Source organism: Novosphingobium humi (assembly GCF_028607105.1).
In the GTDB taxonomy this organism is placed as follows: Bacteria; Pseudomonadota; Alphaproteobacteria; order Sphingomonadales; family Sphingomonadaceae; genus Novosphingobium; species Novosphingobium humi.
Genome location: NZ_CP117417.1, coordinates 1,508,830 through 1,533,091, shown reverse-complemented (window position 1 = coordinate 1,533,091; position 24,262 = coordinate 1,508,830). Strand labels below are relative to the sequence as shown.

33 protein-coding genes are annotated in these 24,262 nt (G+C 64.2%); 23 read left to right on the top strand and 10 right to left on the bottom strand.

Translation table 11 applies throughout. The annotated features are described in order from the left end of the window. The first annotated feature begins 2 nt into the window (after positions 1-2). A complete protein-coding gene (locus PQ457_RS07165; RefSeq protein WP_168605199.1) occupies positions 3-659 on the top strand; it encodes an alpha/beta hydrolase in 657 nt (218 codons plus the stop codon). A 71-nt stretch (positions 660-730) separates the two neighbouring features. Here the strand turns inward: PQ457_RS07165 and PQ457_RS07160 are convergent, their stop codons facing one another. Both PQ457_RS07160 and PQ457_RS07155 read right to left on the bottom strand, forming a co-directional pair. Next, positions 731-916: a hypothetical protein gene (locus PQ457_RS07160; RefSeq protein WP_273619043.1), complete on the bottom strand. Its 186-nt coding sequence runs from the start codon at positions 914-916 to the stop codon at positions 731-733. Positions 917-918: 2 nt separating this feature from the next. Next, a complete protein-coding gene (locus PQ457_RS07155; protein WP_273619042.1) occupies positions 919-1,281 on the bottom strand; it encodes a hypothetical protein in 363 nt (120 codons plus the stop codon). A 512-nt stretch (positions 1,282-1,793) separates the two neighbouring features. Between PQ457_RS07155 and PQ457_RS07150 the strand changes: the two genes are divergently transcribed. From PQ457_RS07150 to PQ457_RS07120, 7 genes are all read left to right on the top strand, one after another. Beyond that, entirely contained in the window at positions 1,794-2,549 is a 756-nt protein-coding gene (locus PQ457_RS07150; protein ID WP_210428622.1) for a response regulator transcription factor, read from the top strand. After that, positions 2,546-4,135 carry a sensor histidine kinase gene (locus tag PQ457_RS07145; protein WP_273619041.1) on the top strand — a complete coding sequence of 530 codons (1,590 nt, stop codon included), beginning with the start codon at positions 2,546-2,548 and terminating at the stop codon, positions 4,133-4,135. The genes PQ457_RS07150 and PQ457_RS07145 overlap by 4 nt, the downstream gene beginning before the upstream one ends. Continuing rightward, positions 4,132-4,584, top strand: coding sequence for an HPr kinase/phosphorylase (locus PQ457_RS07140; RefSeq protein WP_273619040.1), 453 nt, complete (start codon positions 4,132-4,134; stop codon positions 4,582-4,584). The genes PQ457_RS07145 and PQ457_RS07140 overlap by 4 nt, the downstream gene beginning before the upstream one ends. A gap of 67 nt (positions 4,585-4,651) precedes the next feature. Beyond that, positions 4,652-5,626 carry an RNase adapter RapZ gene (gene rapZ / locus PQ457_RS07135; RefSeq protein ID WP_273619039.1) on the top strand — a complete coding sequence of 325 codons (975 nt, stop codon included), beginning with the start codon at positions 4,652-4,654 and terminating at the stop codon, positions 5,624-5,626. Positions 5,627-5,717: 91 nt separating this feature from the next. Beyond that, positions 5,718-6,122 carry a PTS sugar transporter subunit IIA gene (locus tag PQ457_RS07130; protein ID WP_168605192.1) on the top strand — a complete coding sequence of 135 codons (405 nt, stop codon included), beginning with the start codon at positions 5,718-5,720 and terminating at the stop codon, positions 6,120-6,122. Positions 6,123-6,159: 37 nt separating this feature from the next. Continuing rightward, positions 6,160-6,438: an HPr family phosphocarrier protein gene (locus PQ457_RS07125; RefSeq protein WP_172338618.1), complete on the top strand. Its 279-nt coding sequence runs from the start codon at positions 6,160-6,162 to the stop codon at positions 6,436-6,438. Positions 6,439-6,513: 75 nt separating this feature from the next. Further along, complete coding sequence (locus PQ457_RS07120) at positions 6,514-7,314, top strand: TrmH family RNA methyltransferase (protein ID WP_273619038.1); 801 nt, start codon at positions 6,514-6,516, stop codon at positions 7,312-7,314. 6 nt (positions 7,315-7,320) lie between these two features. Here the strand turns inward: PQ457_RS07120 and PQ457_RS07115 are convergent, their stop codons facing one another. The 3 genes from PQ457_RS07115 to recR form a co-directional block, all read right to left on the bottom strand. After that, positions 7,321-8,724: a DNA recombination protein RmuC gene (locus PQ457_RS07115; protein ID WP_273619037.1), complete on the bottom strand. Its 1,404-nt coding sequence runs from the start codon at positions 8,722-8,724 to the stop codon at positions 7,321-7,323. 52 nt (positions 8,725-8,776) lie between these two features. Then, positions 8,777-9,346, bottom strand: coding sequence for a peptide deformylase (gene def, locus PQ457_RS07110; protein WP_273619036.1), 570 nt, complete (start codon positions 9,344-9,346; stop codon positions 8,777-8,779). A 61-nt stretch (positions 9,347-9,407) separates the two neighbouring features. Beyond that, a complete protein-coding gene (recR, locus tag PQ457_RS07105) occupies positions 9,408-10,004 on the bottom strand; it encodes a recombination mediator RecR (protein WP_273619035.1) in 597 nt (198 codons plus the stop codon). 53 nt (positions 10,005-10,057) lie between these two features. Between recR and fmt the strand changes: the two genes are divergently transcribed. Next, a complete protein-coding gene (gene fmt, locus PQ457_RS07100) occupies positions 10,058-10,966 on the top strand; it encodes a methionyl-tRNA formyltransferase (protein ID WP_273619034.1) in 909 nt (302 codons plus the stop codon). After that, entirely contained in the window at positions 10,963-11,709 is a 747-nt protein-coding gene (gene truA, locus PQ457_RS07095) for a tRNA pseudouridine(38-40) synthase TruA (protein WP_273619033.1), read from the top strand. The genes fmt and truA overlap by 4 nt, the downstream gene beginning before the upstream one ends. A gap of 249 nt (positions 11,710-11,958) precedes the next feature. On the opposite strand, the gene cobS is transcribed toward truA, so the two are convergent. Continuing rightward, positions 11,959-12,951, bottom strand: a complete 993-nt coding sequence (gene cobS, locus PQ457_RS07090; RefSeq protein ID WP_168605183.1) for a cobaltochelatase subunit CobS — start codon at positions 12,949-12,951, stop codon at positions 11,959-11,961. Positions 12,952-13,039: 88 nt separating this feature from the next. On the opposite strand from cobS, the gene PQ457_RS07085 reads away from it, so the two are divergent. Beyond that, on the top strand, positions 13,040-13,684 hold the full coding sequence (locus tag PQ457_RS07085) for a glutathione S-transferase family protein (RefSeq protein WP_273619032.1): 645 nt from the start codon (positions 13,040-13,042) through the stop codon (positions 13,682-13,684). On the opposite strand, the gene PQ457_RS07080 is transcribed toward PQ457_RS07085, so the two are convergent. Then, the gene (locus PQ457_RS07080) at positions 13,681-14,334 is read right to left on the bottom strand and encodes a winged helix-turn-helix transcriptional regulator (RefSeq protein WP_273619031.1); all 654 of its coding nucleotides are present in this window, start codon (positions 14,332-14,334) and stop codon (positions 13,681-13,683) included. The two genes, PQ457_RS07085 and PQ457_RS07080, sit on opposite strands and share 4 nt — an antisense overlap. A 73-nt stretch (positions 14,335-14,407) precedes the next feature. On the opposite strand from PQ457_RS07080, the gene PQ457_RS07075 reads away from it, so the two are divergent. Genes PQ457_RS07075 through PQ457_RS07055 form a run of 5 tightly spaced genes read left to right on the top strand, consistent with a single transcriptional unit; the run spans position 14,408 to position 17,510 of the window. Further along, the gene (locus PQ457_RS07075) at positions 14,408-15,193 is read left to right on the top strand and encodes a VOC family protein (RefSeq protein ID WP_273619030.1); all 786 of its coding nucleotides are present in this window, start codon (positions 14,408-14,410) and stop codon (positions 15,191-15,193) included. Between the two features lie 52 nt (positions 15,194-15,245). After that, the gene (locus PQ457_RS07070; RefSeq protein WP_273619029.1) at positions 15,246-15,911 is read left to right on the top strand and encodes a glutathione S-transferase family protein; all 666 of its coding nucleotides are present in this window, start codon (positions 15,246-15,248) and stop codon (positions 15,909-15,911) included. After that, positions 15,908-16,414 (top strand): VOC family protein, encoded by a 507-nt coding sequence (locus PQ457_RS07065; RefSeq protein ID WP_273619028.1) that lies wholly within the window; start codon positions 15,908-15,910, stop codon positions 16,412-16,414. The genes PQ457_RS07070 and PQ457_RS07065 overlap by 4 nt, the downstream gene beginning before the upstream one ends. After that, the gene (locus PQ457_RS07060; protein WP_337958482.1) at positions 16,414-17,061 is read left to right on the top strand and encodes a glutathione S-transferase family protein; all 648 of its coding nucleotides are present in this window, start codon (positions 16,414-16,416) and stop codon (positions 17,059-17,061) included. The genes PQ457_RS07065 and PQ457_RS07060 overlap by 1 nt, the downstream gene beginning before the upstream one ends. An 11-nt stretch (positions 17,062-17,072) precedes the next feature. After that, positions 17,073-17,510 carry an SRPBCC domain-containing protein gene (locus PQ457_RS07055; protein ID WP_273619026.1) on the top strand — a complete coding sequence of 146 codons (438 nt, stop codon included), beginning with the start codon at positions 17,073-17,075 and terminating at the stop codon, positions 17,508-17,510. On the opposite strand, the gene PQ457_RS07050 is transcribed toward PQ457_RS07055, so the two are convergent. Then, entirely contained in the window at positions 17,507-18,097 is a 591-nt protein-coding gene (locus PQ457_RS07050; RefSeq protein WP_273619025.1) for a DnaJ domain-containing protein, read from the bottom strand. The genes PQ457_RS07055 and PQ457_RS07050 overlap by 4 nt on opposite strands. A 59-nt stretch (positions 18,098-18,156) precedes the next feature. Between PQ457_RS07050 and PQ457_RS07045 the strand changes: the two genes are divergently transcribed. From PQ457_RS07045 to PQ457_RS07035, 3 genes are read left to right on the top strand one after another with little or no spacing between them, the layout of a single operon-like run. Beyond that, positions 18,157-18,435: a BolA family protein gene (locus PQ457_RS07045; protein ID WP_273619024.1), complete on the top strand. Its 279-nt coding sequence runs from the start codon at positions 18,157-18,159 to the stop codon at positions 18,433-18,435. Further along, positions 18,432-18,890 carry an NUDIX domain-containing protein gene (locus PQ457_RS07040; protein ID WP_273619023.1) on the top strand — a complete coding sequence of 153 codons (459 nt, stop codon included), beginning with the start codon at positions 18,432-18,434 and terminating at the stop codon, positions 18,888-18,890. The genes PQ457_RS07045 and PQ457_RS07040 overlap by 4 nt, the downstream gene beginning before the upstream one ends. Before the next feature lie 18 nt (positions 18,891-18,908). Beyond that, positions 18,909-19,688 carry an SPFH domain-containing protein gene (locus tag PQ457_RS07035; RefSeq protein ID WP_273619022.1) on the top strand — a complete coding sequence of 260 codons (780 nt, stop codon included), beginning with the start codon at positions 18,909-18,911 and terminating at the stop codon, positions 19,686-19,688. Here the strand turns inward: PQ457_RS07035 and PQ457_RS07030 are convergent. After that, positions 19,672-20,736, bottom strand: a complete 1,065-nt coding sequence (locus PQ457_RS07030; protein ID WP_273619021.1) for a DUF2332 domain-containing protein — start codon at positions 20,734-20,736, stop codon at positions 19,672-19,674. The genes PQ457_RS07035 and PQ457_RS07030 overlap by 17 nt on opposite strands. A gap of 41 nt (positions 20,737-20,777) precedes the next feature. On the opposite strand from PQ457_RS07030, the gene hisG reads away from it, so the two are divergent. Genes hisG through thiL form a run of 4 tightly spaced genes read left to right on the top strand, consistent with a single transcriptional unit; the run spans position 20,778 to position 24,068 of the window. Then, positions 20,778-21,440, top strand: a complete 663-nt coding sequence (hisG, locus tag PQ457_RS07025; RefSeq protein WP_273619020.1) for an ATP phosphoribosyltransferase — start codon at positions 20,778-20,780, stop codon at positions 21,438-21,440. After that, positions 21,437-22,732, top strand: coding sequence for a histidinol dehydrogenase (gene hisD / locus PQ457_RS07020; RefSeq protein ID WP_273619019.1), 1,296 nt, complete (start codon positions 21,437-21,439; stop codon positions 22,730-22,732). The genes hisG and hisD overlap by 4 nt, the downstream gene beginning before the upstream one ends. 11 nt (positions 22,733-22,743) lie before the next feature. Further along, positions 22,744-23,193, top strand: a complete 450-nt coding sequence (gene nusB / locus PQ457_RS07015) for a transcription antitermination factor NusB (RefSeq protein ID WP_273619018.1) — start codon at positions 22,744-22,746, stop codon at positions 23,191-23,193. Positions 23,194-23,198: 5 nt separating this feature from the next. Continuing rightward, a complete protein-coding gene (gene thiL / locus PQ457_RS07010) occupies positions 23,199-24,068 on the top strand; it encodes a thiamine-phosphate kinase (protein WP_273619017.1) in 870 nt (289 codons plus the stop codon). On the opposite strand, the gene PQ457_RS07005 is transcribed toward thiL, so the two are convergent. Continuing rightward, entirely contained in the window at positions 24,065-24,259 is a 195-nt protein-coding gene (locus PQ457_RS07005) for a hypothetical protein (RefSeq protein ID WP_273619016.1), read from the bottom strand. The genes thiL and PQ457_RS07005 overlap by 4 nt on opposite strands. Positions 24,260-24,262 lie beyond the last annotated feature (3 nt).

Here is a 24,262-nt window from a genome sequence, read left to right as displayed (position 1 = left end):
ACATGCCCGCAGTGATCTTTCCCGGCCCCGAAGGCCGCCTCGAAGGCCGCTTTCAGCCCGGCTCGCGCCCGCGCGCGCCCGTAGCGATGATCCTCCACCCCCACCCGCAGGCCGGCGGCACGATGAATGACCGCGTGACGCAGGCTATGTATAAAACCTTTGTCGCGCGCGGGTTCGCCACGCTGCGCTTCAACTTTCGCGGGGTTGGCCGTTCGCAGGGCAGCTTTGACAATGGCATCGGCGAATTGTCGGATGCCGCCGCCGCGCTCGACTGGGTGCAGTCGATCCACCCGGAATCCAGCACGACCTGGGTTGCCGGCTACAGCTTTGGCGCGCTGATCGCGATGCAGCTCTTGATGCGCCGCCCGGAAATCCGGGGCTTCATCAGTGTTTCGCCGCCCGCCAACATGTATGATTTCAGCTTTCTGGCCCCCTGCCCGGCCAGCGGCATCATCGTGCAGGGCGCGGCCGACACGGTGGTCACGCCCAATTCGGTGCAGAAGCTGGTGGATAAGCTGCGCACGCAAAAGCACATCACGATCCACCATGACGAGGTGCCCCGCGCCAACCATTTCTATGAGAATGAACTGGACGAAATGATGCGCGCGGTCGACAATTACCTCGACATGCGGCTTTCTCCGGATTGCCCGATCCGCTGATCGGATTTGACGGCCTCATACGCCCGATCCGTTGATCGGGCGCCAAATCTAAACGGAAGAGATGCCTCCCGTCATGGCTTTCCTGAAAGCGCGGCGGGAGGCGGCAGGCTCCAGATCGCAACATTGGCGCCCAGAATCACCGCCAGCACGATCATCAGAATCGCCTGTTTGCGCACCCCGCGCCGCCATAGGGCGCCCGAGCCGATCACCAGCAGGATCACGGCCAGCACAGCCATCGAAAGCGCCGTGTTCAACATGCTCAGGCCTTGCCGAACAGGCCCTTGGCCATCCCCAGCACATCGTTGAGCGCGCTGCCATCGCCATCGCGATCAAGGAAGCTGTTGATGGACGAGAGGATCTGCGGATTGTTCTGCAGGATCTGCGAGACCTGCCCCAGCCCTTCGACGCCGCCCAGCGCGCCTACCACCTGATTGAGCGTATCGGGCGCAATGCCGGTCTGCGCGGCGGCGGTTTCGACCGTGTCGCCTTCCTGCGCATGGGCCTGCCCAAGAGCGGTGATCGCGTTTTGCGCTGTGGCCGGGTCGATGCCCACCCGCGCCGCGATGGCCGCCACATCGACGTTACCCGACAATTGCCCCAGCAGGGAATCAAGCAAGCTCATCGTTTCACCCTCCGAATGGTTAATCGCATGCATGACACGGGTTTATGACGGGGCCAAGCACTATGACGCCCCCATGCAAAAGGCGCCGATGACCTAAGCCACCGACGCCCCTCCTCTCACCAATCTTCCGTGGTGTATGCGCGAAACTGAAATTATCGCCGGACGGGCCGCAACAGCACGCACCAACCCAAAAGGCCGGAACGATCCGCGTATCCATCAAACAGCTTGGTCAAAACCGAACACTCCGCAAGAAGGGCCAACAGGCCGCAACAACAAACGGTCGATTCAAGAATGCCCTTTCGCAATAATCGCCGCGCCAGAAGACCCCCTGCGGCAATTACATACGAATTGACGAAAGAATTCATAGACCAGCCTCCGCACTACGTCAAATGGCAGATTGCATTTCCTCCTATTTCCGCAACTTTGATGCAAACCTGCCACGCTTGCGCCGGGCGGCGCCAGAGGCTACCGCTCAGCCTTGGTTCAGCCGCGCCATGCAGGTCGCTATGTCGATGAGCAACAACGAGAAAGCCGCATCCTCTGCCACGCCGCGCCACACGATCGCGCTGGTGGATGACGACCGCAATATTTTAACCAGCGTTTCCATAGGCTTGCAGGCCGAAGGCTTTACCACGCGCGTCTATGCCGACGGGGCCAGCGCCTTGAAGGCCTGCCTTGAAAATCCGCCTGATCTGGCGATTTTCGACATCAAGATGCCGCGCATGGACGGGCTGGAACTGTTGCAGCGATTGCGCGAAAAATCCGCGCTGCCGGTGATTTTCCTGACCAGCAAGGATGAGGAGCCCGACGAGGCGCTCGGCCTTGCCATGGGCGCGGATGATTACATCACCAAGCCCTTCAGCCAACGCCTGCTGGTGGCGCGTATCCGCGCGATTCTGCGCCGGGTCGAGGTGGCCCGCGCCGATGCCGCCGAACCTGCGCAGGATGACACGCCCACCCCCGATCTGGTGCATCGCGGCCGGTTGAGCATGGACCCGGCCCGCCACGAGGTGCGCTGGGACGACCGGCCCGTCTCGCTGACCGTCACCGAATTTCTGATCCTCGAAACGCTGGCCCAGCGCCCCGGCGTCATCAAGAGCCGCAACCAGTTGATGGACTGCGCCTATAATGACGACACCTATGTCGATGATCGCACCATCGATTCGCACATCAAGCGCCTGCGCCGCAAATTCCGTCAGGTGGACCCGACATTTTCGGCCATCGAAACGCTGTATGGCGCGGGCTATTCCTTCAGCGAGGGCGGATGAACGCGTCCGAAATGCCCCCGCGCCGCCCGGCCCATGCGCGCGGCGGCCCATGGCGCGGCGTTTCGCTGACCACGCGCATTCTGGCGGTCAATGTGATCGTGCTGGCGCTGATCGCTTTCAGTCTGCTCTATATCGATTCCTATCGCCGCGAGGTGCTGGGCGAACGCTTCAAACGCGCCAGCGGCGAGGCCGAAATCGCCGCCGAGGCGCTGTCGCAGGCATCACGCGACACGCGTGCACAGGTCCTGACCACGATCGGGCAACGTCATGCGCTGCGCCTGCGCCTCTATCGCGCCGACGGTTCGCTCGAGGCTGACAGTTTCCTGCTGGCCCCGCCCTCGTTCCATCTGGCCGATCCGGCCACCCAGCCGTGGTATATGCAATCGGCCCGCCTGCTGGACCGGGGCATGGACGCCATTCTGGGCGCGCCTGAAGTGCCCGCCTATGTCGAGCCGCCCGCCCCCACCCGCGCCAATGACTGGCCCGAGGTGATCGAGGCGCGCCGCACAGGCCAGACCGCCGTGCGCGAACATTACGCGCCCGACCGCACGCCGATCATCAATGCCGCAACGCCGGTCGGACGGCGGGGTCAAGTGCTGCTGGTCCAGCAAAACGCGCGCGATGTGACGCAAAGTGTGCGCGATGCGCGCCAGACGCTGGCGATTGTCGTGGCGATTGCGTTGCTGCTGACGGTCTATCTCTCGCTGTTTCTGGCGCGCACGATTGTTCAGCCGCTGCGCCTGCTGGTGCGCGCCTCGGTGCGGGTGCGGCTGGGGCGCGACCGGACGGTGGTGGTGCCGCGTCTGCCTGATCGCGGGGATGAGATCGGCCTCTTGGCGCGGGCACTTTCGGACATGACCGAGGCGCTGCGCACGCGCATGGATGGGGTGGACCGCTTTGCCGCCGATGTGGCCCATGAGATCAAGAATCCCTTAGCTTCCTTGCGCAGTGCCTTGGAGTCACTGGATAAAATCGACGATCCCGATCTGCGTCGCCAATTGATGGACATCGCCAATCACGATGTTCAGCGCATGGACCGCCTGATCAGCGAAATTGCCGAGGCGAGCCGAATCGACGCCGAACTGGCGCGCAGCACATTTGAGCCGGTCGATCTGCGCGTGCTGGCCGAGGCGATGGTGGGCGCACGCGGGCGGCGCGGGGCCAATCGCGATTGCCGCCTGCTGCTGCACCATATCGGCAACCATGAGGCCGTGGTGGCGGGCGTGGCGACAAGACTGGAACGGGTGCTGGAAAACCTGCTGGACAATGCCGTGTCCTTTTCGCCGCCGCATGGCGCGATCCGCATCGAGATCACCGGCACCAACGAGCATGTGGTCGTCGAAATCCGCGACGAGGGGCCCGGCATCCCCCCGCAGGCGCGCGAACGCGTGTTCGAGCGCTTCCACTCGCTGCGTCCGGCGGGCGAGGATTTCGGCGCGCATTCGGGCCTTGGCCTGGCCATCGCCCGCACGATTGTCGAGGGCCATGACGGCACGCTGACCGCGCGCGATCCCTTGCCGGGTGAGCGGGGCGCGCGGCTGGTGATCGAATTGCCCACCTATCATCAGGAGGTCGAGGAGGAATGAGCAGCCCGACCAAACCCCACTGGGCCAGACAGGCGACCTGCGTGAGCATCGGGGGCCGCGCGATCCTGATCGAGGGGGCGCCGGGGGTGGGCAAATCCTCGCTGGCGCTGGGGCTGATCGACCGGGGCGCGGTGCTGGTGGGCGATGATGGGGTGATGCTCTGCGAGGATCAGGACGCCCTCTACGCCCTGCCCCACCCCAACACGCGCGGGTTGATCGAGGTGCGCGGGGTCGGGCTGGTGACGATGCCGGTGGCCGAGCGCGCAAGGGTGGCGTTAATGATTCGGCTGGAGGCGGGCGGGCCGCGCCATATCGAGGTTGCGCCCAGAATCACGGTGGGTTCGCTGGTAATTCCCTGCATCACGCTCTGGCCCGACAGTTCGGCGCTGGTGCTGCGCGCCGAACTCGCCCTAAAGTACCATGGCCTTTGGGAACCAACGGAAATCTGAATGGTTGCCCCAAATTGCATAGGCGCGCCCTCTTCACATTTTAACGCTCCGGGCGCAGAGAAGATTTATGACAGCCTCCGACACATCCCCTGCCGCTTCGGACAGCCTCACCCTGCATGGCGATCCGGACAAGCAGCGCATCCTGCTGGTGACGGGGGTGCTGGGCGCGGGCAAATCCACGGCGCTGCGGGCGCTGGAGGATCTGGGATGGGAAACCATCGACAATTTCCCGATCCGCTTTCTCGAAAGGCTGCTCGACACCAATCAGGAGGACCAGCATGTCGATGGCCACCCGATGGGCGGACCCTTGGCCATCGGCTTTGATTCGCGCACGCGCGGCTTTGATCCGCAGGCGGTGATCGCGCTGGTCAAACGGTTGAGCCTGCGCCCCGATATCGAATTGACCACGCTCTACCTCGACTGCGGCGTGGGCGAGCTGGAACGGCGCTATAACGAGACGCGGCGCCGTCATCATCTCGCTTCGGACATGCCGGTGGCCACCGGCATTTCGGCCGAGCGCGACATGATGGAGCCGCTGCGCCGATGGGCCGACATCGTCATCAACACCACCGCCTTTACCACCAACGCGCTGCAACAGGCGATGCGGGAACAATTCGCACCCGATTCGGGCCCCGCGTTAACCTTGACGATCACCAGCTTCGGCTTTTCCAAGGGCATGCCCCCGCTGGCCGACTTTGTTTTCGACATGCGCTTTCTGAACAATCCCCATTGGGACAAGGTGTTGCGCCCGATGACCGGCCGCGAGGGGCCCGTGGGCGACTTCATCCGCGAAGATCCGGCCTTTGACGAGGCGTTTACCCGCATCCGCGACCTGCTCCTGCTGTTGCTTCCACGCTTTCAGGCGCAGGGCAAAGCCTATGTTCACATCGCTTTTGGATGCACAGGAGGGCGCCACCGGTCGGTTTTCATGGCCGAACAAATCGGCGCAGCCTTGCGCGCATCCGGATTTTCGCCCACAATGATTCACCGTAATCTGGGCTCACGCGCGGCCGACCTTGTCGAAGGAAGCGCCGTACGATGAGTGGCCATAAATATCTGCCTGCGAAAGGTTCTGCTCCCCACATGCCCGGCGCCATTATTGTCATGATGCAACAAATGTCTGGGATGCGGGCATGATCGGCCTTGTTCTGGTGACGCATGGCCATCTGGCCGAGGAATTCGTGCGCGCGATGGAGCATGTGGTGGGCCGTCAGGAAGCGGTGGCCACGGTCTGTATCGGCCCCAATGACGATGTCGAACGCCGCCGCAAGGAAATTGCCGAGGCGATCAAGACCGTCGACAGCGGCGAAGGCGCGATCATCCTGACCGACCTGTTCGGGGGCACGCCCTCCAATCTGGCGATTTCGCTGATGGAAGCAGGCCGGGTCGAAGTGATCGCCGGAATCAATCTGCCGATGCTGATCCGTCTGGCCGGCGCGCGCAAGGGCGCGACGGTGCGGGCGGCGGTTGGCGCGGCGCGTGATGCTGGACGCAATTACATAACTATAGCGTCCGAGTTTCTGGGCCAGGAAGCCTGAAAAGGCCGGGGTTCCTGTACGCAGGTGAGAGGAAAGCATGGCTGAAGCACGGGAAACCGTTGAGATCGTGAACGCAAAGGGGCTGCACGCCCGCGCGAGCGCGAAATTCGTCAATATGGTGGCGATGCTGCCGGGCGGCGTCAACGTCAAGGTGGTCAAGGACGGCACCGAGGCAGCGGGCGGCTCGATTCTGGGCCTGATGATGCTGGGCGCGGCGCGCGGCGACAGTGTGGACATTGTCGTGGCGGGCGATGGCGCGGATCAGGCGCTGGCGCGGCTTTCGGGTCTGGTCAAGGACGGTTTCGGCGAGGATTGAAGGGTTCGACAGGCGCGTGCGGCGTGGCTATAGGCGGCACAGTTTTCCTGTTTTGCCATAAGGCTTGCCCCTGACATGCGCCGCACCATCACCGGCTTTTCCAATCCCACGGTCAAATTCCTGCGCTCCTTGCGGGAAAAGAAACTGCGCCGCCGCGAGGGTTGCTTTCTGGCCGAAGGTTTGCGGCTGCTGACCGATGCGCGCGAAAGCGGGCGTTTGCCCGAGACGCTGGTGATGGCCGAGGGGCGTGAGGCGCATCCCCTGCTCGATACGCTGGAACAGGCCGTGCTGGACGCGGGCGGCGAGGTGATCGAGACCAGCGAAGATATTCTGGCCAAGATCACTGGTAAGGATAATCCGCAGGCCGTTTGCGGCGTATTTCGCGAATTTGACACATCGCTGGCGGGCGTGGATCGCCATGCCGCGCCGATCTGGCTGGTGGCGCAAGCGATGCGCGATCCGGGCAATCTGGGCACGATGCTGCGTACGGCCGATGCGGTGGGCGCGGGCGGGCTGATCTTGCTCGACGATTGCGTCGATCCCTTCAGCGTCGAGGCTGTGCGCGCCAGCATGGGCGCTATCTTTACCCAGAAGCTGGCCGTGGCGCGGTGGGAGGAATTCCTGCCCTGGCTGCGCGGCGGCGATGGGCAGTTGGTAGCGGCATCGCTGCGTGAGGCGGTGCCCTATCGCGGTGCTCCCTATGCCGCGCCGTGTTTTATCATGGTAGGCAACGAATCGCGTGGATTGCCGGAGGAATATGAGTTCGCGTGCGATCTGCGCGTGACCATGCCGATGAAGGGCCGGGCCGATTCGCTCAACGCCGCCGTGGCCGCGGCCGTGCTGGCCTATGAGGTGCTGGCCACGCTGGAGGGCTGAGCGCCCTCACTCCCCGTCCGGCCATGGCTGCGCCGAAGGTTCGGTCACATCGCCATGGCGCGGCTGGCTCTCGACCAGCGGCACGTCCTCGATCTCGCGCTTGCCGATCTCGATACCCTTGTCGCGCAGGCGCCGTCCGCTGGCCATGACATTGCGCTCAAAGCTGCCGACAAACTTGTTATAATTGTCCACCGCGCTGGTCAGGCCGCCGCCCACGCGCTTGAGGTGATCCCCCGCCACCGCCAGACGGTCGTACAATTCGCCGCCCAGACGCCCGATCTCACGGGCCTCCTGCGCCAGCATATCCTGTTTCCACACCATCGCCACCGTGCGCGCAATCGCCACCAGATTGGTAGGTGTAGCCAGCAAGACCCTGTTACGGAATGCAAAATCCCAAAGCTCGGGGTCCTTTTCCATCGCTGCCGCGACGAAATGTTCGCCCGGCACGAACATCACCACATAATCGGGCGCTTCGGCAAACTGGCTCTGATAAGACTTGGTGGCCAGCGTCTGCACATGGCCGCGCATACTGGCAACATGACGGGCCAGCGCAATATCGCGCGCGCCCTCATCGCTGGCCTCGAACGCCTCCTGATAGGCGTTGAGAGAGACCTTGGCGTCGATCACCAGTTTCTTCTGCCCCGGAATCGACACGATCGCATCGGGGCGCAACCGCCCCTCCTCGGTGTCGATCGAATGTTCGGTCACGAAATCAGTATGTTCGGACAGGCCGCATTGCTCCAGCACATTGCGCAGCGCCTGCTCGCCCCAGCGCCCGCGTGCCTTGGGCGCATTGGTCAGCGCATTGCCAAGGCGGGCCGCTTCCTCGCGCACCTTCTCCTGCCCGTCGCGGATCGACTGGATCAGGCCGGTCAATTGCCCGAAGGCATCGACGCGCCCCTTTTCCAGCGCGCTCACCTGATCCTCATAGGCCTTGAGCCGCGCGCCCACCGGGGCCAGCACCGAATTGATCCGCTCAGCCTGCTTTTCCTCGCTCTGGGTAAAGCGGGCCTCGGCGCGGGACAGAAACGCCTCCTGCGCCCGTTCCAGCACGCGCGCGCCGGCAACTTCAAACTCGCGGCGCAATTGCTCCTGCGATTCGAGCAGCAGGCGCTTTTGCTCTTCGAAATGCTCGGCCTGCGCGCGCAACGTGGCCAGATCGCGCTGGGCACGCAGCATATCGGCGCGCGCATCCTCCAGCGCCTGCGCCAGTCCGTCGGCGCGCAAGGCCCGCTCGCTGGCCGCCGCCAGATCGGTGATCGCGCGGCGGAAACGCTCGTCCAGTTCGGCAAAAGCCCTGTCGCGCTCGGCCAGTCTTGCCCGCGATTCGGCCACAGGGCGCTGGCCGAAAAACCAACCCAACCCCAGCCCGACCACCAAAGCAACAATCACGAACAAGGCAGATTCCACGGTCCACTCCAATCAGAACGAACCATGAACCTAGAGGGCAATCACCCCCGAATCAAGCCAGCTTGCGCGCCTTTTCCAGCTTCTTGAGCGCCATATTGCGCTTCAGCCGCGAAAGATGGTCGATAAACAGGATGCCTTCGAGATGGTCGATCTCGTGCTGGATGCAGGTGGCCATCAGGCCCTCCATCGCTTCCTCATGCACATTGCCCTCCACATCCTGCCAGCGCAGACGGCAGGTGGCGGGGCGCTCAACCTCGGCATAGATGTCCGGGACCGACAGGCAGCCCTCCTGATAGACCGAATGTTCTTCCGAAGGATCAAGGATTTCCGGGTTGATGAAGGTGCGCGGCTCGCGCTTCACCGGCTGATGCGTATGCTCGTGCCCGCCATGCGAGGTGCACACTTCCGGCTCGGCATCGGGATCTTCGGGCTGAAGATCAACCACCACCACACGCAGCGGCACGCCCACCTGGATCGCGGCAAGGCCGATGCCCGGCGCGTCATACATCGTGTCATACATATCGGCGACAAGCGTTTTCAGCTCATCATCAAACACGGTGACGGGGGCAGAAATCTGCTTCAGGCGCGCATCGGGCGCTTCGAGGATCGGTCGGATAGCCATGAGCGCCAGATAAGCGCACCCCGCCCCGCACGCAAGGCGCAGTGTCCGATTTCTGTAATCGTCAGGAAACGGGCCGCCTTGCGCGTAAAGCCTGCGCCAAAGTCCCCTCGTCCAGATAGTCCAGTTCGCCCCCCACCGGCAGGCCATGCGCCAATTGCGTCACGCGCACCGGCATGCCCTCCAGCCGCTCGGCAATATAATGCGCGGTGGTCTGTCCCTCCAGCGTGGCGTTCATGGCCAGCACGACCTCGTCAATTCCGCCCGCGCCAACCCGCTCGATCAAAGGCGCGATCGAGAGATCCTCTGGCCGCACCCCGTCCAGCGCCGAGAGCCGCCCGCCCAGCACATGATAGCGCCCGGTAAACAGCCGCGCCCGGTCCAGCGCCCAGAGATCCGCCACATCCTCGACCACACAGATCGAACGCGCATCGCGGCGCGGATCGGCGCAGATCGCGCAAGGATCGCTGGTGTCCACATTGCCGCAGGTGGCGCATTCCACCAGCCGGTCCTGCAGCACCTCCAGCGCATCGCGCAATTGCCCCAGCGATGTGTCGCGCCGCTTAATCAGCCACAACACGGCCCGGCGCGCGCTGCGCGGCCCCAGCCCCGGCAGGCGCGCCAAAACCTGCGCCAGTGTCTCGATCTCTTGCGATGCCATGCGCCTCCAGATAGGGCGGCGCAGAGCAAAGGCAAAGAGCCGGAAAGTGACTTATGCGCATCATCTATATGGGCACGCCCGAATTTGCCGTTCCGGCGCTGGAGGCTTTGGTGGCCGCAGGCCACGATGTGGTGGCCGCCTATAGCCAGCCCCCCCGCCCCGGCGGCCGTCGCGGGCGCGAATTGACGCCCAGCCCGGTGCATAAACGCGCCTTGGAACTGGGGATTGAGGTGCGCCATCCGGTATCGTTGAAAGGCTCGCAGGAGCAGGCCGAATTTGCCGCGCTGAAGGCCGATGTCGCGGTGGTGGCGGCCTATGGGCTGATCCTGCCGCGTGCGGTGCTGGACGCGCCGGTACATGGCTGTCTCAACCTGCATGGCTCGCTGCTGCCGCGCTGGCGCGGGGCCGCGCCGGTTCAGCGCGCGATTCTGGCCGGCGACGCAGAGACCGGCGTCGGCATTATGCAGATGGAAGCGGGGCTGGACACAGGCCCGGTGCGGCTGGAGGGGCGCACGCAGATAGGCAACAAGACGACCGGAGAGCTGACCGAGGAACTGGCGCACATGGGCGCGCGGCTGATTGTTCAGGTGCTGGGCGATCTGGGCGCCTATCCGGCCCGCGCGCAAAGCGAAGATGGCATCACCTATGCCCACAAGATCGACAAAGCCGAAGCACGGCTGGATTTTTCCGCCGATGCCGCGCAGGTGCTGCGCCAGATCCGAGCCTTCATGCCCGCGCCCGGCGCGTTCTTCGAACTGGAGGGCGAGCGCTATAAAGTGCTCTCAGCGAATCTGGCCGATGGCGCGGGCGAACCGGGCATGACGCTGGACGATGCGCTGACCATCGCCTGCGGCACGGGCGCGATCCGCGTGAATACCATCCAGCGTGCGGGCAAACCGGCCATGGCCGTGGCCGACCTGCTGCGCGGGCGGCCCATTCCCGCCGGGATGCACCTTCCATGACCCGTTTCGCCTTTACGCTGGAATTTGACGGCACGCCCTTCATGGGCCTGCAACGTCAGGGCCATGGGCCATCGGTGCAGCAGGCGGTCGAGGAAGCGATCCAGCGCATCACCGGCGAACAGGCGGTGATGTTCGTCGCCGGACGCACCGATGCCGGGGTCCATGCGCTGTTTATGCGCGCCCATGTCGATATTCAAAAGGACATCGCCCCCTTCCGCCTGATGGAGGCGATGAATTACCATCTGCGCCCCGATCCGATTGCTGTGCTGGATTGCAGGGTCGTGGCCGATGACTGGCATGCGCGCTTTTCCTGCATCGGGCGCAGCTATATCTATCGCATCGTTAACCGCCGCGCGCCGCTGACCATCGGGCTGAACCACGCGTGGCAAGTGGCCAAGCCGCTGGACGCCGAGGCGATGCATGATGCCGCGCAGGCGCTGGTGGGCCACCATGATTTCACCACCTTCCGCTCGGTCCATTGTCAGGCCGCCTCGCCCCTCAAGACGCTCGACAGCCTGAACGTGCGGCGACAGGGGGATCAGGTGATCATCGAAACCGCCGCGCGCAGCTACCTTCACCATCAGGTGCGCTCGATGGTAGGGGCGCTCTCTTTTGTCGGCCTTGGGCAATGGCCGGTTGAGCGGGTGGGCGAAGCCTTGGCCGCGCGCAACCGGCAGGCCTTGCCGGTCAATGCGCCGCCTGATGGGCTGTTTTTCAACCGGGCGTTTTATCCGGGGGAATAATGGACAAGGGGTAAGTGAGCCTCCGGCGGGTTAAGGGCGGGGGCCCTTAACAATCCCTGATTTGTCCACGTTGGGCCAAGGCATCTATCGCAGCGTTTGGAATAATAAAGCCTGCGGCGCTTTTGAGGAGTGACTCCTCCGCGCCGCAGGCTTTCAAACCCCAAAACACTCCGTCGGCAACTCATACCCCAAAATGGGATTGCAAAGGGACCGAGTCCCTTTGCCCGCCGGAAGCAAAACCCCCTTAAATCAAGCCCGCGCCACCACGCTTTCGGGCAGATCCGTCCCGAACACGCGCTGGTAGTATTCGGCCACCAGAACGCGCTCGGTCTCGTCACACTTGTTGAGGAACGAGAGGCGGAAGGCAAAACCCGCGTCCTTGAAGATCTCGGTGTTCTGCGCCCAGGTGATGACGGCGCGCGGGCTCATCACCGTCGAGATATCGCCATTGATGAAACCGGCACGGGTCAGGTCGGCCACGCGCACCATATCAGCGATGGTGCGCTCGGGCAGACCGGGCACCTTCTTGTGAACAATGCCGGTTTCGGTGGCGTGGGGCAGATAATTGAGCGCCACGACCATGTTCCAGCGGTCCATCTGGCCCTGATTGATCGCCTGCGTGCCGTGATAGAGGCCGCTCGTATCGCCAAGGCCCACCGTGTTGGCCGTGGCGAACAGGCGGAACCACTTGGACGGGCGGATCACGCGGTTCTGGTCCAGCAGGGTCAGCTTGCCCTCGGTTTCCAGCACGCGCTGGATCACGAACATCACGTCGGGGCGGCCCGCGTCATATTCGTCAAACACCAGCGCGGTCGGCGTCTGCAGCGCCCAAGGCAACAGGCCTTCGCGGAATTCGGTGACCTGCTTGCCATCCTTCAAGACGATGGCATCGCGCCCGATCAGGTCGATACGGCTGATATGCGCGTCAAGGTTGATGCGGATGCAGGGCCAGTTCAGACGCGCGGCCACCTGCTCGATATGGGTCGATTTGCCGGTGCCGTGATAGCCCTGAACCATCACGCGGCGGTTATAGGCAAAACCGGCAAGGATCGCCAGCGTGGTGTCCGGGTCGAACACATAGGTGTCGTCGCGGTCGGGCACGCGTTCGTCCGCCACCGAAAAGGCGGGGACTTTCATATCGATATCAATGCCAAACACCTCGCGCACATCAACGGTGATGTCGGGTGCGCTCAAAATGGTGGTCGAGCGGCTGTCGGGCTGAATGTTCTGAATCTCGGTCATCGCACAAAACTGCTAGCCGCTGCTTCTCGCGGCTGCAATATGTTTGCACAGGTAGGAAACCAGATTCACCTTGGGGAGAGAAAATATTATGGAACTGTACGGCGCCCTGTTCTCGCCTTTCGTGCGCAAAGTGGCCGTGGTGGCGGCGGAAAAGGGGCTTGCGTTCGACATGCCGCCTTTCAGCTTTGCCGACCCTTGCGAGGATTTTTTGGCCGCCAGCCCGTTCCGCAAGATCCCGGCGATCAAGGACGGCGATTACCGGCTTTGCGATTCCACGGCGATCTGCGCCTATTTCGACGCGCTGGCCCCCGATGCGCCGATCTATCCGGCCGAGGCCCGCGCGCGCGGCCGCGCGGTGTGGTTCGAGGAACTGGCCGATACGATCATGGTGCCCACGCTTGGCCCTGCGATCTTCAACCGCTTTGTCCTGCCCCGTTTTCGTGGCGTGGCGGGGGATGAGGATGCGGCGCTGGCCGCGATCGAAAAGTTCAACGAGGTGCTGTCCTATCTGGAGGGCGTGACGCCCGCCGATGGCTGGCTGGCGGGCGAATTTTCGCTGGGCGATGTGGCCGTGGCCAGCCTGCTGCGCACCGCCGAATATATTGACGCGGGGCTGGACCGGGCGCGTTTTCCCGCAATTGCCGCGTGGTATGACCGCGTGACCGCTCGCCCGGCGTGGCAAAGCGTGGCCGCGATGGAGATCGCGCAGGCCAAGGCCGCCGGATTGGCCTAAATCGTATCGGGAAGCGCAAAGCAGCGGGCGAACATCATGGCCGCATAGGCATCGCCCGCCAGCGCCAGATCCGGCAGTCCGGCCAAGGGCGCCTTGCCATAGATAAAGCGTTTGAGCGGCGCAGTGTTGGGGGCGGTCAGGGTGAAATCGCCCCCCGCCCCTCCCCGCGCGATGGTCAGCCCCCCTCCCCGCAATTGCAGGGCAAAGCTCTCGCGCGCAATGATGATGGTGCAGGCCATGTCCACATCCGCCGCCCGCTCCGCCACGATCAGCGCCCGCAGCGAAAGCATCAGCGCCACCGGCGAGATCGCCAGCGCCATATCCCGATCCGGCGACATCAGCGCCCAGCGGCACATGGCCAGCAGCACCGGCTCGGCCGCCTGCCCCCATGGCGTGAGGCCATAAAGCCGCTCCTCCTCGTCGCGCCGGACGAGGCCCGCCGCCTCCAGCCCGCCCAATCGCTCGGTCAGCACGCGCGCGCTGATCCCCGGCAGGGCAAAGCGCAGGTCGGTGAACCGCCGCGCCCCCAGCATCAGCTCGCGCAGCACCAGCCCGGCCCAGCGTTCGCCCAGCAATTCCATGCCAAACGCCGCCCCGCAGGCATCGCCATACCAGCGCCCGTGGATGTCAGTTACTTTTTCCAACTTCATGGTTGTAATTTGTAACCATACTGCCACCCTCTGTCGATACGAATCACAAGAGATGCCCCAAAGGGAGAGCGAGATGGACAAGCTGCTGGGAAGCTGGATCTGGTATGAGCTGATGACCAAGGACGCCGCCGGGGCCAAGGCATTTTACGAGGCCACCGTGGGCTGGAGCATCGCGCCGGGTGCCGAGCCGCCGCTGTTTTACGGCCATATCGCGCGCGCCGACGGGCGGGCCATTGGCGGAGTCCTGCCGCTGTCGGAGGACATGCTGGCGCAGGGCGCGCATCCGATGTGGGTCGGCTATATCGGCACCGATGATCTGGATGCCACGCTTGCGCAGGTGGTGGCGCGCGGCGGGCGGGCGCTGATGCCGCGCATGGATATTGACGAGGGCAGCTTTGCCATGGTCATGGACCCGTGGGGCGCCAGCTTCTATCTGATGCAGCCCAATCCGGGTCCGGACGCGCCCCCTTCGGTCGCCTTTTCCCCCACCGAGGCGCAGAGCGTGGGCTGGAACGAACTCTACACCGGCGATTTCGACGCCGCGCTGGCCTTCTATACCGAGATCTTCGGCTGGGAACCGGCCGGGTCGATGGATATGGGCAATTTCGGCACCTATCAGTTTCTGGCCCATAATGGCGTGACCTTTGGCGCGATGATGCCCAAGCCGCCCCATGTGCCGGTGGGCGGGTGGAACCACTATATACGCGCCGCGGATTTCGACGCCGCGCATCGGGCCGCGGTGGCGGGCGGGGCCAATGTGCTGCACGGGCCGGTCGAAGTTCCCGGCGGAGACTGGATCATCAACGCAATGGACCCGCAAGGCGCGGCTTTTGCCATCGTGGGCCAGAAACTGGTTTGAGGGCGCCCCTTTTCGCGATATTGTTCCATCAATGTTCTCGTGAGGATGCGTTATGGCCGGCTATACGTTTTTCACCAATCCGATGTCGCGCGGCCAGATCGCGCGATGGGCGCTGCATGAGGTCGGGGCCGATTACGAACAGGTGATCGTCGACTATGGCGCGCCCAAACCGGCGGCGCTGCTGGCGGCCAATGGCCTGGGCAAATTGCCGACGCTCGTGCATCACAGCGCCGATGGCGATTATCCGATTGCCGAGACAGCGGCCATCTGCGCCTATCTGGCCGAGACGGAGGACAACGGGGCGCTGGCCCCCACCGCGCAGGAACGGGCGGCCTATTACCGCTGGCTGTTCTTTGCCGCAGGGCCGCTGGAACAGGCGATCACCGCGCGTTCGATGGGGTTTGAGCCCAATGAGCGCCAGAAGGTCAGCGTCGGCTTTGGCTGCTATGATCTGGTGGTCGATACGCTGGCGGCGCATTTGCGCGGGTCGGACTATGTGTGCGGCGCGCGCTTCACCATGGCCGATGTCTATGTCGGCAGCCATGTTTTGTGGGGCACGATGTTCAAGACCCTGCCTGAATTGCCCGAATTTGTGGCCTATGGCGAACGCCTGAGCGCGCGCGCCAAATATGCCGAGGCCAAGGCCATCGACCATGCGCTGATCGCTGCGGCGCAAGCGACGACCCAAGCGGCGGCATCAGCGGAGGCAAAAGTATGAGCCAGTGGGGAAAGAGCAAGGGCACGCTGTGCCTGTGGTATGACAAGGACCAGCATGGCGGGGCCGAGGCGGCGGCGGAATTCTATGCCGGTCTGTTTCCCGATACGGCGGTGGGCCATGTCATGCGCTCGCCCGGCGATTATCCGGGCGGCCATGCGGGCGATGCGCTGGTGGTGGAATTCACGCTGCTGGGCTTTGCCTGCATCGGCCTGAATGGCGGCGGACATACAAAGCATACCGATGCCTTTTCGATCCAGGTGACCACCGAAACGCAGGAGGAGACCGACCGCTATTGGGATGCGCTGATTTCCGGTGGCGGGGCGCCGATGGCCTGCGGATGGTGCGTGGATCGCTGGGGCGTGCGCTGGCAGATCACGCCGCGCGCCCTGATCGAGGGCATGGGCGACCCTGATCCGGCAGCGCGCGGGCGGGTGTTTGCCGCGATGCAGACGATGGTAAAAATCGAGATTGCCGCCATCGAGGCGGCGCGAAAGGGCGCGTGATGCTCGAGCTCTACGGCCACCCCTTCTCGTCCTATACGTGGAAGGCGCTGATCGCGCTTTACGCCAATGAGACGCCTTTCACCTTTCGCATGCTGGACGGGCAAAACCCCGAATTTTACGAAAAGGTTCAGGCGGCCAGCCCGATGGGGAAATTCCCCCTGCTGGTCGATGGCGAAACGCAGGTGTTCGAGGCCAGCGCGATCATCGAATATCTGGCACTGCACTATCCCGGCCCGGCCCCGCTGTTGCCCGTCGATCCCGGTGCGGCGATACGCACGCGGATGATCGACCGGGTTTTCGACAATTACGTGATGAATGCCATGCAGGAGAGCGTCGATGAGGCGATCCGCCATGGCGCCGTCTCGGGCGAGGTGCAAAAGCGGGTCGATGAGCGCCTGCTGCGCACCTATCGCTGGATCGAGAAATGGCTGGAGGACTATCAGGCCGGGGATGCGATCACACTGATCGAATGCGCGGCCGCGCCATCGCTGTTCTATGCTGATTGGGTGACGCGTATTCCAGAGGATTGCCCAAATCTGCGCGGCTGGCGGGCGCATCTGCTGGCCCTGCCCCCGATCTCGCGCTGTGTTGAGGATGCGCGGCCGTTTCGCGCCTATTTCCCGCTGGGCGCGCCCGATCGCGATTGAGGAAACGTGTCATGCATGAATTGTCGATCTCCCGCTATATTGCCGCCGCGCCCGATAAGGTCTGGGACATCATGGTCAATCGCCAGAACGAATGGTGGTGCCCCGCCCCATGGCGGGCCGAGGTCGTGCATCAGGATCGCCGTCCGGGCGGGGCCTGCGAAATGACCATGTTCGGCCCCGATGGCGAGGTCATGCCGATGCGCGGCATCTATCTGGCATGGGACGAAGGGCGGCGCTTTGTCACCACCGATGCGGTCAATGGCGATCTGGAGCCGTCCGGCCCCTTCATGGTCGGCATCTGGCAGGTGGAAGCCGAAGGCGAAGGCACCCGCTATACCGCCAGCGCCCGCCATTGGAGCGCCGAAACGATGAAGCAGCATGAGGCCATGGGCTTTACCACAGGATGGAGCGCCTGCGCCGACCAACTGGCCGCGCTGGCCGAAGCCTAAGCAAACCCCGGCAGCTTGCGCAGCATCTGATAGGCCTCGACCACCTGTTGCAGCTTGCTTTCATGGCTGCGGTCGCCACCGTTGCGGTCGGGGTGATAGCGGTGGACGAGGTCGGAATAGCGCACCCGCAATTCGCGCCGGTCTGCGTCCACCCCCAGCCCCAGCGTGTCGAGCGCGCGTTTTTCCTCTTGGCTGGCGATGCGGCCATCGGGCCATGCCATAGGGCGCATAGCTTCCTTGGCGCGGCGGGCGCGCTGGCTGATCGCGTCCAGCGGATCGGCGAAATCGGCCCAGCGCGGGGCCGAATCGATGCCCGCCGTGGGGCGAAAGGCCCGCGTTTCCTGTTCCCAGCCATGGATCGGCGATTGCGCAGCCCAGATTTCCTCCGGGCTCATGCCTTCGAAATAATCGTAACCGGCGTTGAAGGCGCGGATATGGTCAAGGCAGAACCAGCGGTAATGGCCCGGCCCGTCAAAGCCCGAAGCCTTGGCGCCGGGCGCGCGGAATTCGCCCGCCTGATCGCATCCGGGCCATTCGCATGGACGCTGCGAACCTTTGACTCTGCCGTGAAATCTGTCCTGAACCATCTTTTCCCCTTGGCGGCAAATGGGCTAGGAGGAAAGGCCCTGCTTTGAGGAAACCTTCTATGTCCGGCCCGCTTGCCACGGAAATCACCCAACGTCTGAACGCCGCTTTTGCTCCCGTGCGGCTCGATGTCATCAATGATTCGAGCAGCCATGCCGGGCATATGGGCGACGACGGCACGGGCGAATCGCATTTCACCGTGGTGATCGAAAGCGCCGCCTTTGCGGGCGTCAATCGCGTGATGCGCCAGCGGATGGTCAATCAGGCGCTGGGCGATATTCCGGGGCAGCGCGTGCATGCCTTGGCGATCCGCGCCTTTGCCCCCGGCGAGGCGGCGTGACACCGAATAAAGTGGGCGGGCGCCGGATTCGCCGCGCCTCGCGGATCCTGCTGCTCAATGAGGCCGAGGAACTGCTGCTCTTCCGCTTTACCCCCGATGACCGCGCGCCCTTCTGGTGTGCGCCCGGCGGCGAGGCTGAAGAGGGCGAGACCTATGAGGAAGCCGCCACGCGCGAACTCCATGAGGAAACCGGCATAAAGGCCGATTGCGGGCCGGAAGTCACCCGCGTGATCAGCGATTTCGTCACCCTTGCCGGCGAGCCGGTGACGGGCGATGATCGCTATTTCCTGCTGCGCGTGACCGATCCCGCCATCGACACGGCGGGCCATACGCCGACCGAACAGGCCGTGATGCGCGAATATCGCTGGTTTGCGCGCAAAGAGATCGCCGGTTGGCCCGAAACGATCTATCCTGAGGATATGAGTGACATGCTGGGGCGCGTGTTGGGCGCCTGAAACGGGAAAGGTGCCTGTATGGATTCCCTGTTCGAGATTGCCGCCTATCATCCCATGCTGACGCTGCTGATTATCATCGCGGCGGTGCTGGCGCTCAAATCCTTTGGCATCAATCAGGAGTTTCAGCGCGCCGTGGTGTTCCGCCTCGGGCGTCTGGCCGAAACCAAGGGGCCGGGCTGGTTCTGGCTGGTGCCGTTGATCGACCGGGTAGTCCGGGTCGATCTGCGCGTCATCACCTTTGCCCTTTCAACGCAGGAAACCGTGACGCGCGACGGCGTGGCGGTGCGGGTCAATGCGGTGCTGTGGTTTCGCGCGGTCGATCCGGCGCGGGTGGTCACAACGGTGGTGAACTGGCAGGGCGCGGTGATTCAGGCGGCCGAGACTGGGATGCGCGATGCCATCGGGCAAAGCGATCTCGACCAGATGCTCAAAGACCGCGCCGCGATCAATTCGCGGCTGCTGGCCTTGCTGGAGCAGACCTGCGCGCAATGGGGCGTGGCGGTGGATGCGGTCGAGATCAAGGATCTGGACATTCCCGAACAGATGCAGCGCGCCATCGCCCGCGAGGCCGAGGCCATCCGCGAGAAACGCGCCCGCATCATCAAGGCCGAGGGCGAGGCGGAGGCTTCCTTGCGGCTGAGCGAGGCGGCGCAGGTCATCGCGCAAGTGCCCGGCGCGCTGGAATTGCGCCGGTTGCAGACATTGAGCGAGATCGGCGTCGAGCATAATTCGACGATCATCGCCATGTTCCCGACCGAAATTCTTGAGGCGGCCAAGGCGCTCAGTCGCAAGGACTGAACCATTCCACCCACGCGCCATGGGCATGGGCCGCGCCCAGCAAAGCCGGTTCTTCTCCGCCGGGCCAATAGCGCACCCGCAATTCATGGCGGAATGTGGCGCGATTCGTTTCCAGCATCACCCATGCCAGCGGGCGATCCGGCGTGGCGCGCGCGCCTGCGGCCTCCATTGCGGCGGTGATCCGCGCGCGGCGCTCATCGCCCAGATATTGCCAGACGATGGAATGATAGAGCACCCGGCATACGCCCGCTTCCTGCGGCGCGGCAAGGCGGCGCTCGACCCAATCGGCGGCATCGGCCTGCGTCAATAAAGGCGCCCGTTGCCGCGCCAGCGCAATCACGCCATCGAGCCGCGCCATCCTTTCGTGATTCTCCGCCCAGACATAGGCGCGCAGCCGCAGCGCCGCCGCCGGATCGGACAGGTCGATGGGCGCGCGGTCACAGCCTTCGATATGGGTGATCTCGACCTTGCCCAAGGGCGGTGGCGGTCCGCGCCATTCCGGGCGGATCAGAACCGGGCTACCCTCCGGCCCCACGCGTACCCCGCCCAGATCATAGGCATAGCGCTCCATCATCGTATTGGCGCCCGCGCTGCACCCTATCTCATTCAATTCAAAGCGCGATCCCACTCGACCGGACAGCCATAACAGCCCCGCCATGATCCCCGCCGAACGCCCTGCCTCATTGGTCTGGGGCGGCCCGTCGAACCATGGCAGCAATTCCGCGTCATGACGCGCCACGACCTCGGTCACAATCGTGCCCGCATCCTCCACCTCGCCGCGATAGACCGGCCCCAGCGCCGGTTCCGCGCCCGACAGCCACAGATAATGCAGCCCGCCTGCCAGGCGCAGCGGCATTGCATCCTCCAATGAAAGCCCCGGCCAACCCCGCATCCGCGCGCCCACCAGAGTCTGCCCCGACAGCAACCCCGTCATGGCGCGCAGCACGCGCGCGGTGATCGGCGCGCTGTTCTGATCGCAATGGCGCGCCTGCCATTCCAGCGTGTCATGGACATGGGCGATTTCCATGATCGGATTCTGTGCTGTCATGGCGGTTGCTCTGGGCTCCAATGCAAACTAATGCGGCGCGCATGTCATTCTCGTCCAAACCGCTCACCTTTGCGATCCCCAAGGGGCGCATCCTCGATGAAGCTCTGCCGCTGATGGCGCGCGCTGGTGTCGTGCCCGAAGCGGAGTTTCATGACAAGAAGTCGCGCGCGCTGTCCTTTGCCGTCGAAGGCTCGGACATGCGGCTGATCCGCGTGCGCGCGTTCGATGTCGCCACATTCGTGGCGCATGGCGCGGCGCAGGCCGGGATCGTCGGCTCGGACGTGGTGGAGGAATTCGCCTATCCCGACCTTTACGCGCCGGTTGATCTCAACATCGGCCATTGCCGCCTGTCGGTGGCCGAACCTGTCGATGCGGGCGATACGGCCAGCGCCAGCCACCTGCGCGTGGCCAGCAAATATCCGCATCTGACCCACAAGCACTATGAGGCCAAGGGCATTCAGGCCGAGGTGGTGAAATTGAATGGCGCGATGGAACTGGCACCGATGCTGGGCCTGTCGGGGCGGATCGTCGATCTGGTGTCCACCGGGCGCACGCTGAAGGAAAACGGCCTGCGCGAGACAGAGGTCATCATGCAGATCTCGGCGCGCCTGATCGTCAACCGCGCGGCCTTGAAGACCGATCCGCGCGTGGGCGAGTTGGTTGAACAGTTCCGCAAGATGGTGGCGGAAAAGGTTGAGGCATGATCAAGCTGAATTCGCGCGACGCCGGCTTTGCCGAGGCGTTCGAAAAAATCGTGGGCGACCGGCGCGAGAGTGATGCGGGCGTGACACAGGTTGTTCTCTCGGTTCTGGCCGATGTGCGGGCGCGCGGCGATGCGGCGCTGGTGGATTACACCGCGCGCTTTGACGGACACGCTCTGGAAACCGAGGCCGACTGGCGGATCGGGGCGGAGGAATGCCGCGCCGCGTTTGAGGCTTTGGACCCGACCCTGCGCGATGCGCTGGAAACCGCCGCACGCCGCATTGCCGCCTATCACGAGGCCCAAAAGCCGGAAAACCGCGACTATACCGATGCGGCGGGCGTACGCCTCGGCGCGGTGTGGCGGCCGGTGGACGCGGCGGGGCTTTATGTTCCCGGCGGGCGGGCGGCCTATCCCTCCTCGCTGTTGATGAATGCCATTCCTGCCAAGGTGGCAGGCGTCGAGCGTCTGGTGGTGGTGACGCCCACCCCACGCGGCGCGGTCAATTCTCTGGTGCTGGCCGCCGCGCATCTGGCCGGCGTGGACGAGATCTGGCGCGTGGGCGGGGCGCAGGCTGTGGGCGCGCTGGCCTATGGCACGGATCGGATCAGGCCGGTTGACGTCATCGTCGGCCCCGGCAACGCCTATGTGGCCGAGGCCAAGCGCCAGCTCTACGGCGTGGTGGGCATCGACATGGTGGCCGGACCTTCGGAGATTCTGGTGGTGGCCGATGGGCGCAACAATCCGGCCTGGATCGCCGCCGATCTGCTGTCTCAGGCCGAGCATGACCCGGTGGCGCAGTCGATCCTGATCACCGATGATGCCGGTTTTGCCGATGCCGTGATCGCCGCGGTCGAGGCGGAATTGCAGGCTCTGGCCACGCAGACCACGGCGCGCGCATCATGGGATGATTACGGCGTGGTGATCGTGGTCGATGATCTGATGGGCGAGGCCCCGGCCCTGTCCAACCGACTGGCGGCCGAACATATCGAAATCGCCATTGACGATCCCGACGCCCTGTTCGCGCAGATCCGCCATGCGGGCAGCGCCTTCCTTGGCCGCCACACGCCCGAAGCGATCGGCGATTATGTCGCCGGGCCAAACCACGTTTTGCCCACTGGCCGCCGCGCGCGTTTCGCCAGCGGGCTTTCCGTGCTAGACTTTATGAAGCGCACCAGCTTTCTGCAACTTGACGAAGCGGCTCTGGCTGCTATCGGCCCGGCCGCTGTGGCCCTTGCCGATGCCGAAGGGCTGCCTGCCCATGGTCGCTCTGTGGCGATCAGGTTGGGCCAATAAGGAATATTTCGATGAGCAAAGCTCCCAAGTCCCAGTCCCGCTCGGTTGCCCGCCTTGGCGCGGTTCAGGCGCTGTATCAGCATGCCATGGAGGGCACCGCCCTGCCCACGCTGCTTGATGAATTCCACCGCCACCGTCTGGGCGCGGAAATCGAGGACATCCAGTTTGCCGATGCCGACCGCATCCATTTCGACGATGTGGTCAAAGGCGTGCTGGCGCGAGCTGAGGAAATCGACGCGCGCATTTCGGAAAAGCTGGCCGAGGGCTGGCGGCTGGAGCGTCTGGACAAGACGATGGTACAGATCCTGCGCGCGGGCACCTATGAACTGCTGGCCCGTGATGATGTGGCCGCGCCCACGGTCATCAACGAATATGTCGATGTCGCCCACGCCTTTTTCGATGAGCGCGAGGCCAAGTTCGTGAACGGCGTGCTCGACGCCATCGCGCGGGCGGCGCGCTGATCCGTTTGGGGCGGGAACTGGCCTTTATCGAGGCGCTGCGCGCGCTGGCCAGCGATCCCGCCGCACGCGGGCTGACCGATGATTGCGCGGTACTGCCCTTTGGCAGCGAGACGCTGGTGCTGACCCATGACACGATGGTGGCAGGGGTGCATTTCCTGCCCGATCAGGACCCGGCCGATGTGGCGTGGAAACTGGTGGCCACCAATATGTCGGACCTTGCGGCCAAGGGCGCAGTGCCGATGGGCGTGCTGCTCTCCTATCAACTGAACGGCGCCGAACCGCGCTTCCTCGTCGGCTTGGCCGAAGCGCTGGATGAATATGGCGCGCGGCTGCTGGGCGGCGATACGGTCAGCAGCGATGGGCCGCAGGTGTTGGGCCTGACCGCCATCGGACGGGCCTCCTATCTGCCGGTGCCGGGGCGAAGCGGGGCCCGCGTGGGCGATCTGGTCTATATCACCGGGCCGGTGGGCGGCGCCATGGTGGGGCTGGAAGCCTTGCGCCTTGGGCTGCCTGAATCCCAAAGCCTGGCCTATCGCCGCCCTCAGGCCCATCTGGGCGAGGGTCAGGCGCTGGCCCCTTTCGTTACCGCGATGATGGATGTTTCGGACGGGCTGCTGCTCGACGCCTCGCGCTTGGCGCGGGCCAGCAAGGTGACGATCAGCCTTGAGAGCGCGGCAATCCCGCTGGCCTGCCCGCCGGAACGGCGCGATGAAGCCCTGCGCTGGGGTGATGATTACCAATTGCTGTTGACCGCGCCGCCCGAGCTGACGCTGCCTTTGCCGATGCACCAGATCGGCGTGGTGATCAAAGGGCAAGAGGCGCCGGTGCTGGTCGACGGCGCCCCTCCCCTTGGCTCACTGGGCTATCAGCATTAAACCCAGCGCCCCCGGATCACCGTCTGGAGGCCCCATACGCCGCCGATGATCAGACCAAAGGCGATGTTCGACAGGCCGAAGGGTGCCTGCCAGTGCCACACATTCATCGTCTGGGCGATGAGGGGCGCGATAAAGCCGATGCCGAAAAAGAAGGGCATCCAGTAAAAGACCTGCTTGAGCACGTTTTCCATTGT

What these genes read in the sequence shown, in the direction of transcription:
- PQ457_RS07165 (WP_168605199.1), top strand. Translation starts at nt 3, where the DNA reads ATGCCCGCAGTGATCTTTCCCGGCCCCGAAGGCCGCCTCGAAGGCCGC.
- PQ457_RS07160 (WP_273619043.1), bottom strand. Translation starts at nt 916, where the DNA reads ATGTTGAACACGGCGCTTTCGATGGCTGTGCTGGCCGTGATCCTGCTG.
- PQ457_RS07155 (WP_273619042.1), bottom strand. Translation starts at nt 1,281, where the DNA reads ATGAGCTTGCTTGATTCCCTGCTGGGGCAATTGTCGGGTAACGTCGAT.
- PQ457_RS07150 (WP_210428622.1), top strand. Translation starts at nt 1,794, where the DNA reads ATGAGCAACAACGAGAAAGCCGCATCCTCTGCCACGCCGCGCCACACG.
- PQ457_RS07145 (WP_273619041.1), top strand. Translation starts at nt 2,546, where the DNA reads ATGAACGCGTCCGAAATGCCCCCGCGCCGCCCGGCCCATGCGCGCGGC.
- PQ457_RS07140 (WP_273619040.1), top strand. Translation starts at nt 4,132, where the DNA reads ATGAGCAGCCCGACCAAACCCCACTGGGCCAGACAGGCGACCTGCGTG.
- rapZ (WP_273619039.1), top strand. Translation starts at nt 4,652, where the DNA reads ATGACAGCCTCCGACACATCCCCTGCCGCTTCGGACAGCCTCACCCTG.
- PQ457_RS07130 (WP_168605192.1), top strand. Translation starts at nt 5,718, where the DNA reads ATGATCGGCCTTGTTCTGGTGACGCATGGCCATCTGGCCGAGGAATTC.
- PQ457_RS07125 (WP_172338618.1), top strand. Translation starts at nt 6,160, where the DNA reads ATGGCTGAAGCACGGGAAACCGTTGAGATCGTGAACGCAAAGGGGCTG.
- PQ457_RS07120 (WP_273619038.1), top strand. Translation starts at nt 6,514, where the DNA reads ATGCGCCGCACCATCACCGGCTTTTCCAATCCCACGGTCAAATTCCTG.
- def (WP_273619036.1), bottom strand. Translation starts at nt 9,346, where the DNA reads ATGGCTATCCGACCGATCCTCGAAGCGCCCGATGCGCGCCTGAAGCAG.
- recR (WP_273619035.1), bottom strand. Translation starts at nt 10,004, where the DNA reads ATGGCATCGCAAGAGATCGAGACACTGGCGCAGGTTTTGGCGCGCCTG.
- fmt (WP_273619034.1), top strand. Translation starts at nt 10,058, where the DNA reads ATGCGCATCATCTATATGGGCACGCCCGAATTTGCCGTTCCGGCGCTG.
- truA (WP_273619033.1), top strand. Translation starts at nt 10,963, where the DNA reads ATGACCCGTTTCGCCTTTACGCTGGAATTTGACGGCACGCCCTTCATG.
- cobS (WP_168605183.1), bottom strand. Translation starts at nt 12,951, where the DNA reads ATGACCGAGATTCAGAACATTCAGCCCGACAGCCGCTCGACCACCATT.
- PQ457_RS07085 (WP_273619032.1), top strand. Translation starts at nt 13,040, where the DNA reads ATGGAACTGTACGGCGCCCTGTTCTCGCCTTTCGTGCGCAAAGTGGCC.
- PQ457_RS07080 (WP_273619031.1), bottom strand. Translation starts at nt 14,334, where the DNA reads ATGAAGTTGGAAAAAGTAACTGACATCCACGGGCGCTGGTATGGCGAT.
- PQ457_RS07075 (WP_273619030.1), top strand. Translation starts at nt 14,408, where the DNA reads ATGGACAAGCTGCTGGGAAGCTGGATCTGGTATGAGCTGATGACCAAG.
- PQ457_RS07070 (WP_273619029.1), top strand. Translation starts at nt 15,246, where the DNA reads ATGGCCGGCTATACGTTTTTCACCAATCCGATGTCGCGCGGCCAGATC.
- PQ457_RS07065 (WP_273619028.1), top strand. Translation starts at nt 15,908, where the DNA reads ATGAGCCAGTGGGGAAAGAGCAAGGGCACGCTGTGCCTGTGGTATGAC.
- PQ457_RS07060 (WP_337958482.1), top strand. Translation starts at nt 16,414, where the DNA reads ATGCTCGAGCTCTACGGCCACCCCTTCTCGTCCTATACGTGGAAGGCG.
- PQ457_RS07055 (WP_273619026.1), top strand. Translation starts at nt 17,073, where the DNA reads ATGCATGAATTGTCGATCTCCCGCTATATTGCCGCCGCGCCCGATAAG.
- PQ457_RS07050 (WP_273619025.1), bottom strand. Translation starts at nt 18,097, where the DNA reads ATGGTTCAGGACAGATTTCACGGCAGAGTCAAAGGTTCGCAGCGTCCA.
- PQ457_RS07045 (WP_273619024.1), top strand. Translation starts at nt 18,157, where the DNA reads ATGTCCGGCCCGCTTGCCACGGAAATCACCCAACGTCTGAACGCCGCT.
- PQ457_RS07035 (WP_273619022.1), top strand. Translation starts at nt 18,909, where the DNA reads ATGGATTCCCTGTTCGAGATTGCCGCCTATCATCCCATGCTGACGCTG.
- PQ457_RS07030 (WP_273619021.1), bottom strand. Translation starts at nt 20,736, where the DNA reads ATGACAGCACAGAATCCGATCATGGAAATCGCCCATGTCCATGACACG.
- hisG (WP_273619020.1), top strand. Translation starts at nt 20,778, where the DNA reads ATGTCATTCTCGTCCAAACCGCTCACCTTTGCGATCCCCAAGGGGCGC.
- hisD (WP_273619019.1), top strand. Translation starts at nt 21,437, where the DNA reads ATGATCAAGCTGAATTCGCGCGACGCCGGCTTTGCCGAGGCGTTCGAA.
- nusB (WP_273619018.1), top strand. Translation starts at nt 22,744, where the DNA reads ATGAGCAAAGCTCCCAAGTCCCAGTCCCGCTCGGTTGCCCGCCTTGGC.
- PQ457_RS07005 (WP_273619016.1), bottom strand. Translation starts at nt 24,259, where the DNA reads ATGGAAAACGTGCTCAAGCAGGTCTTTTACTGGATGCCCTTCTTTTTC.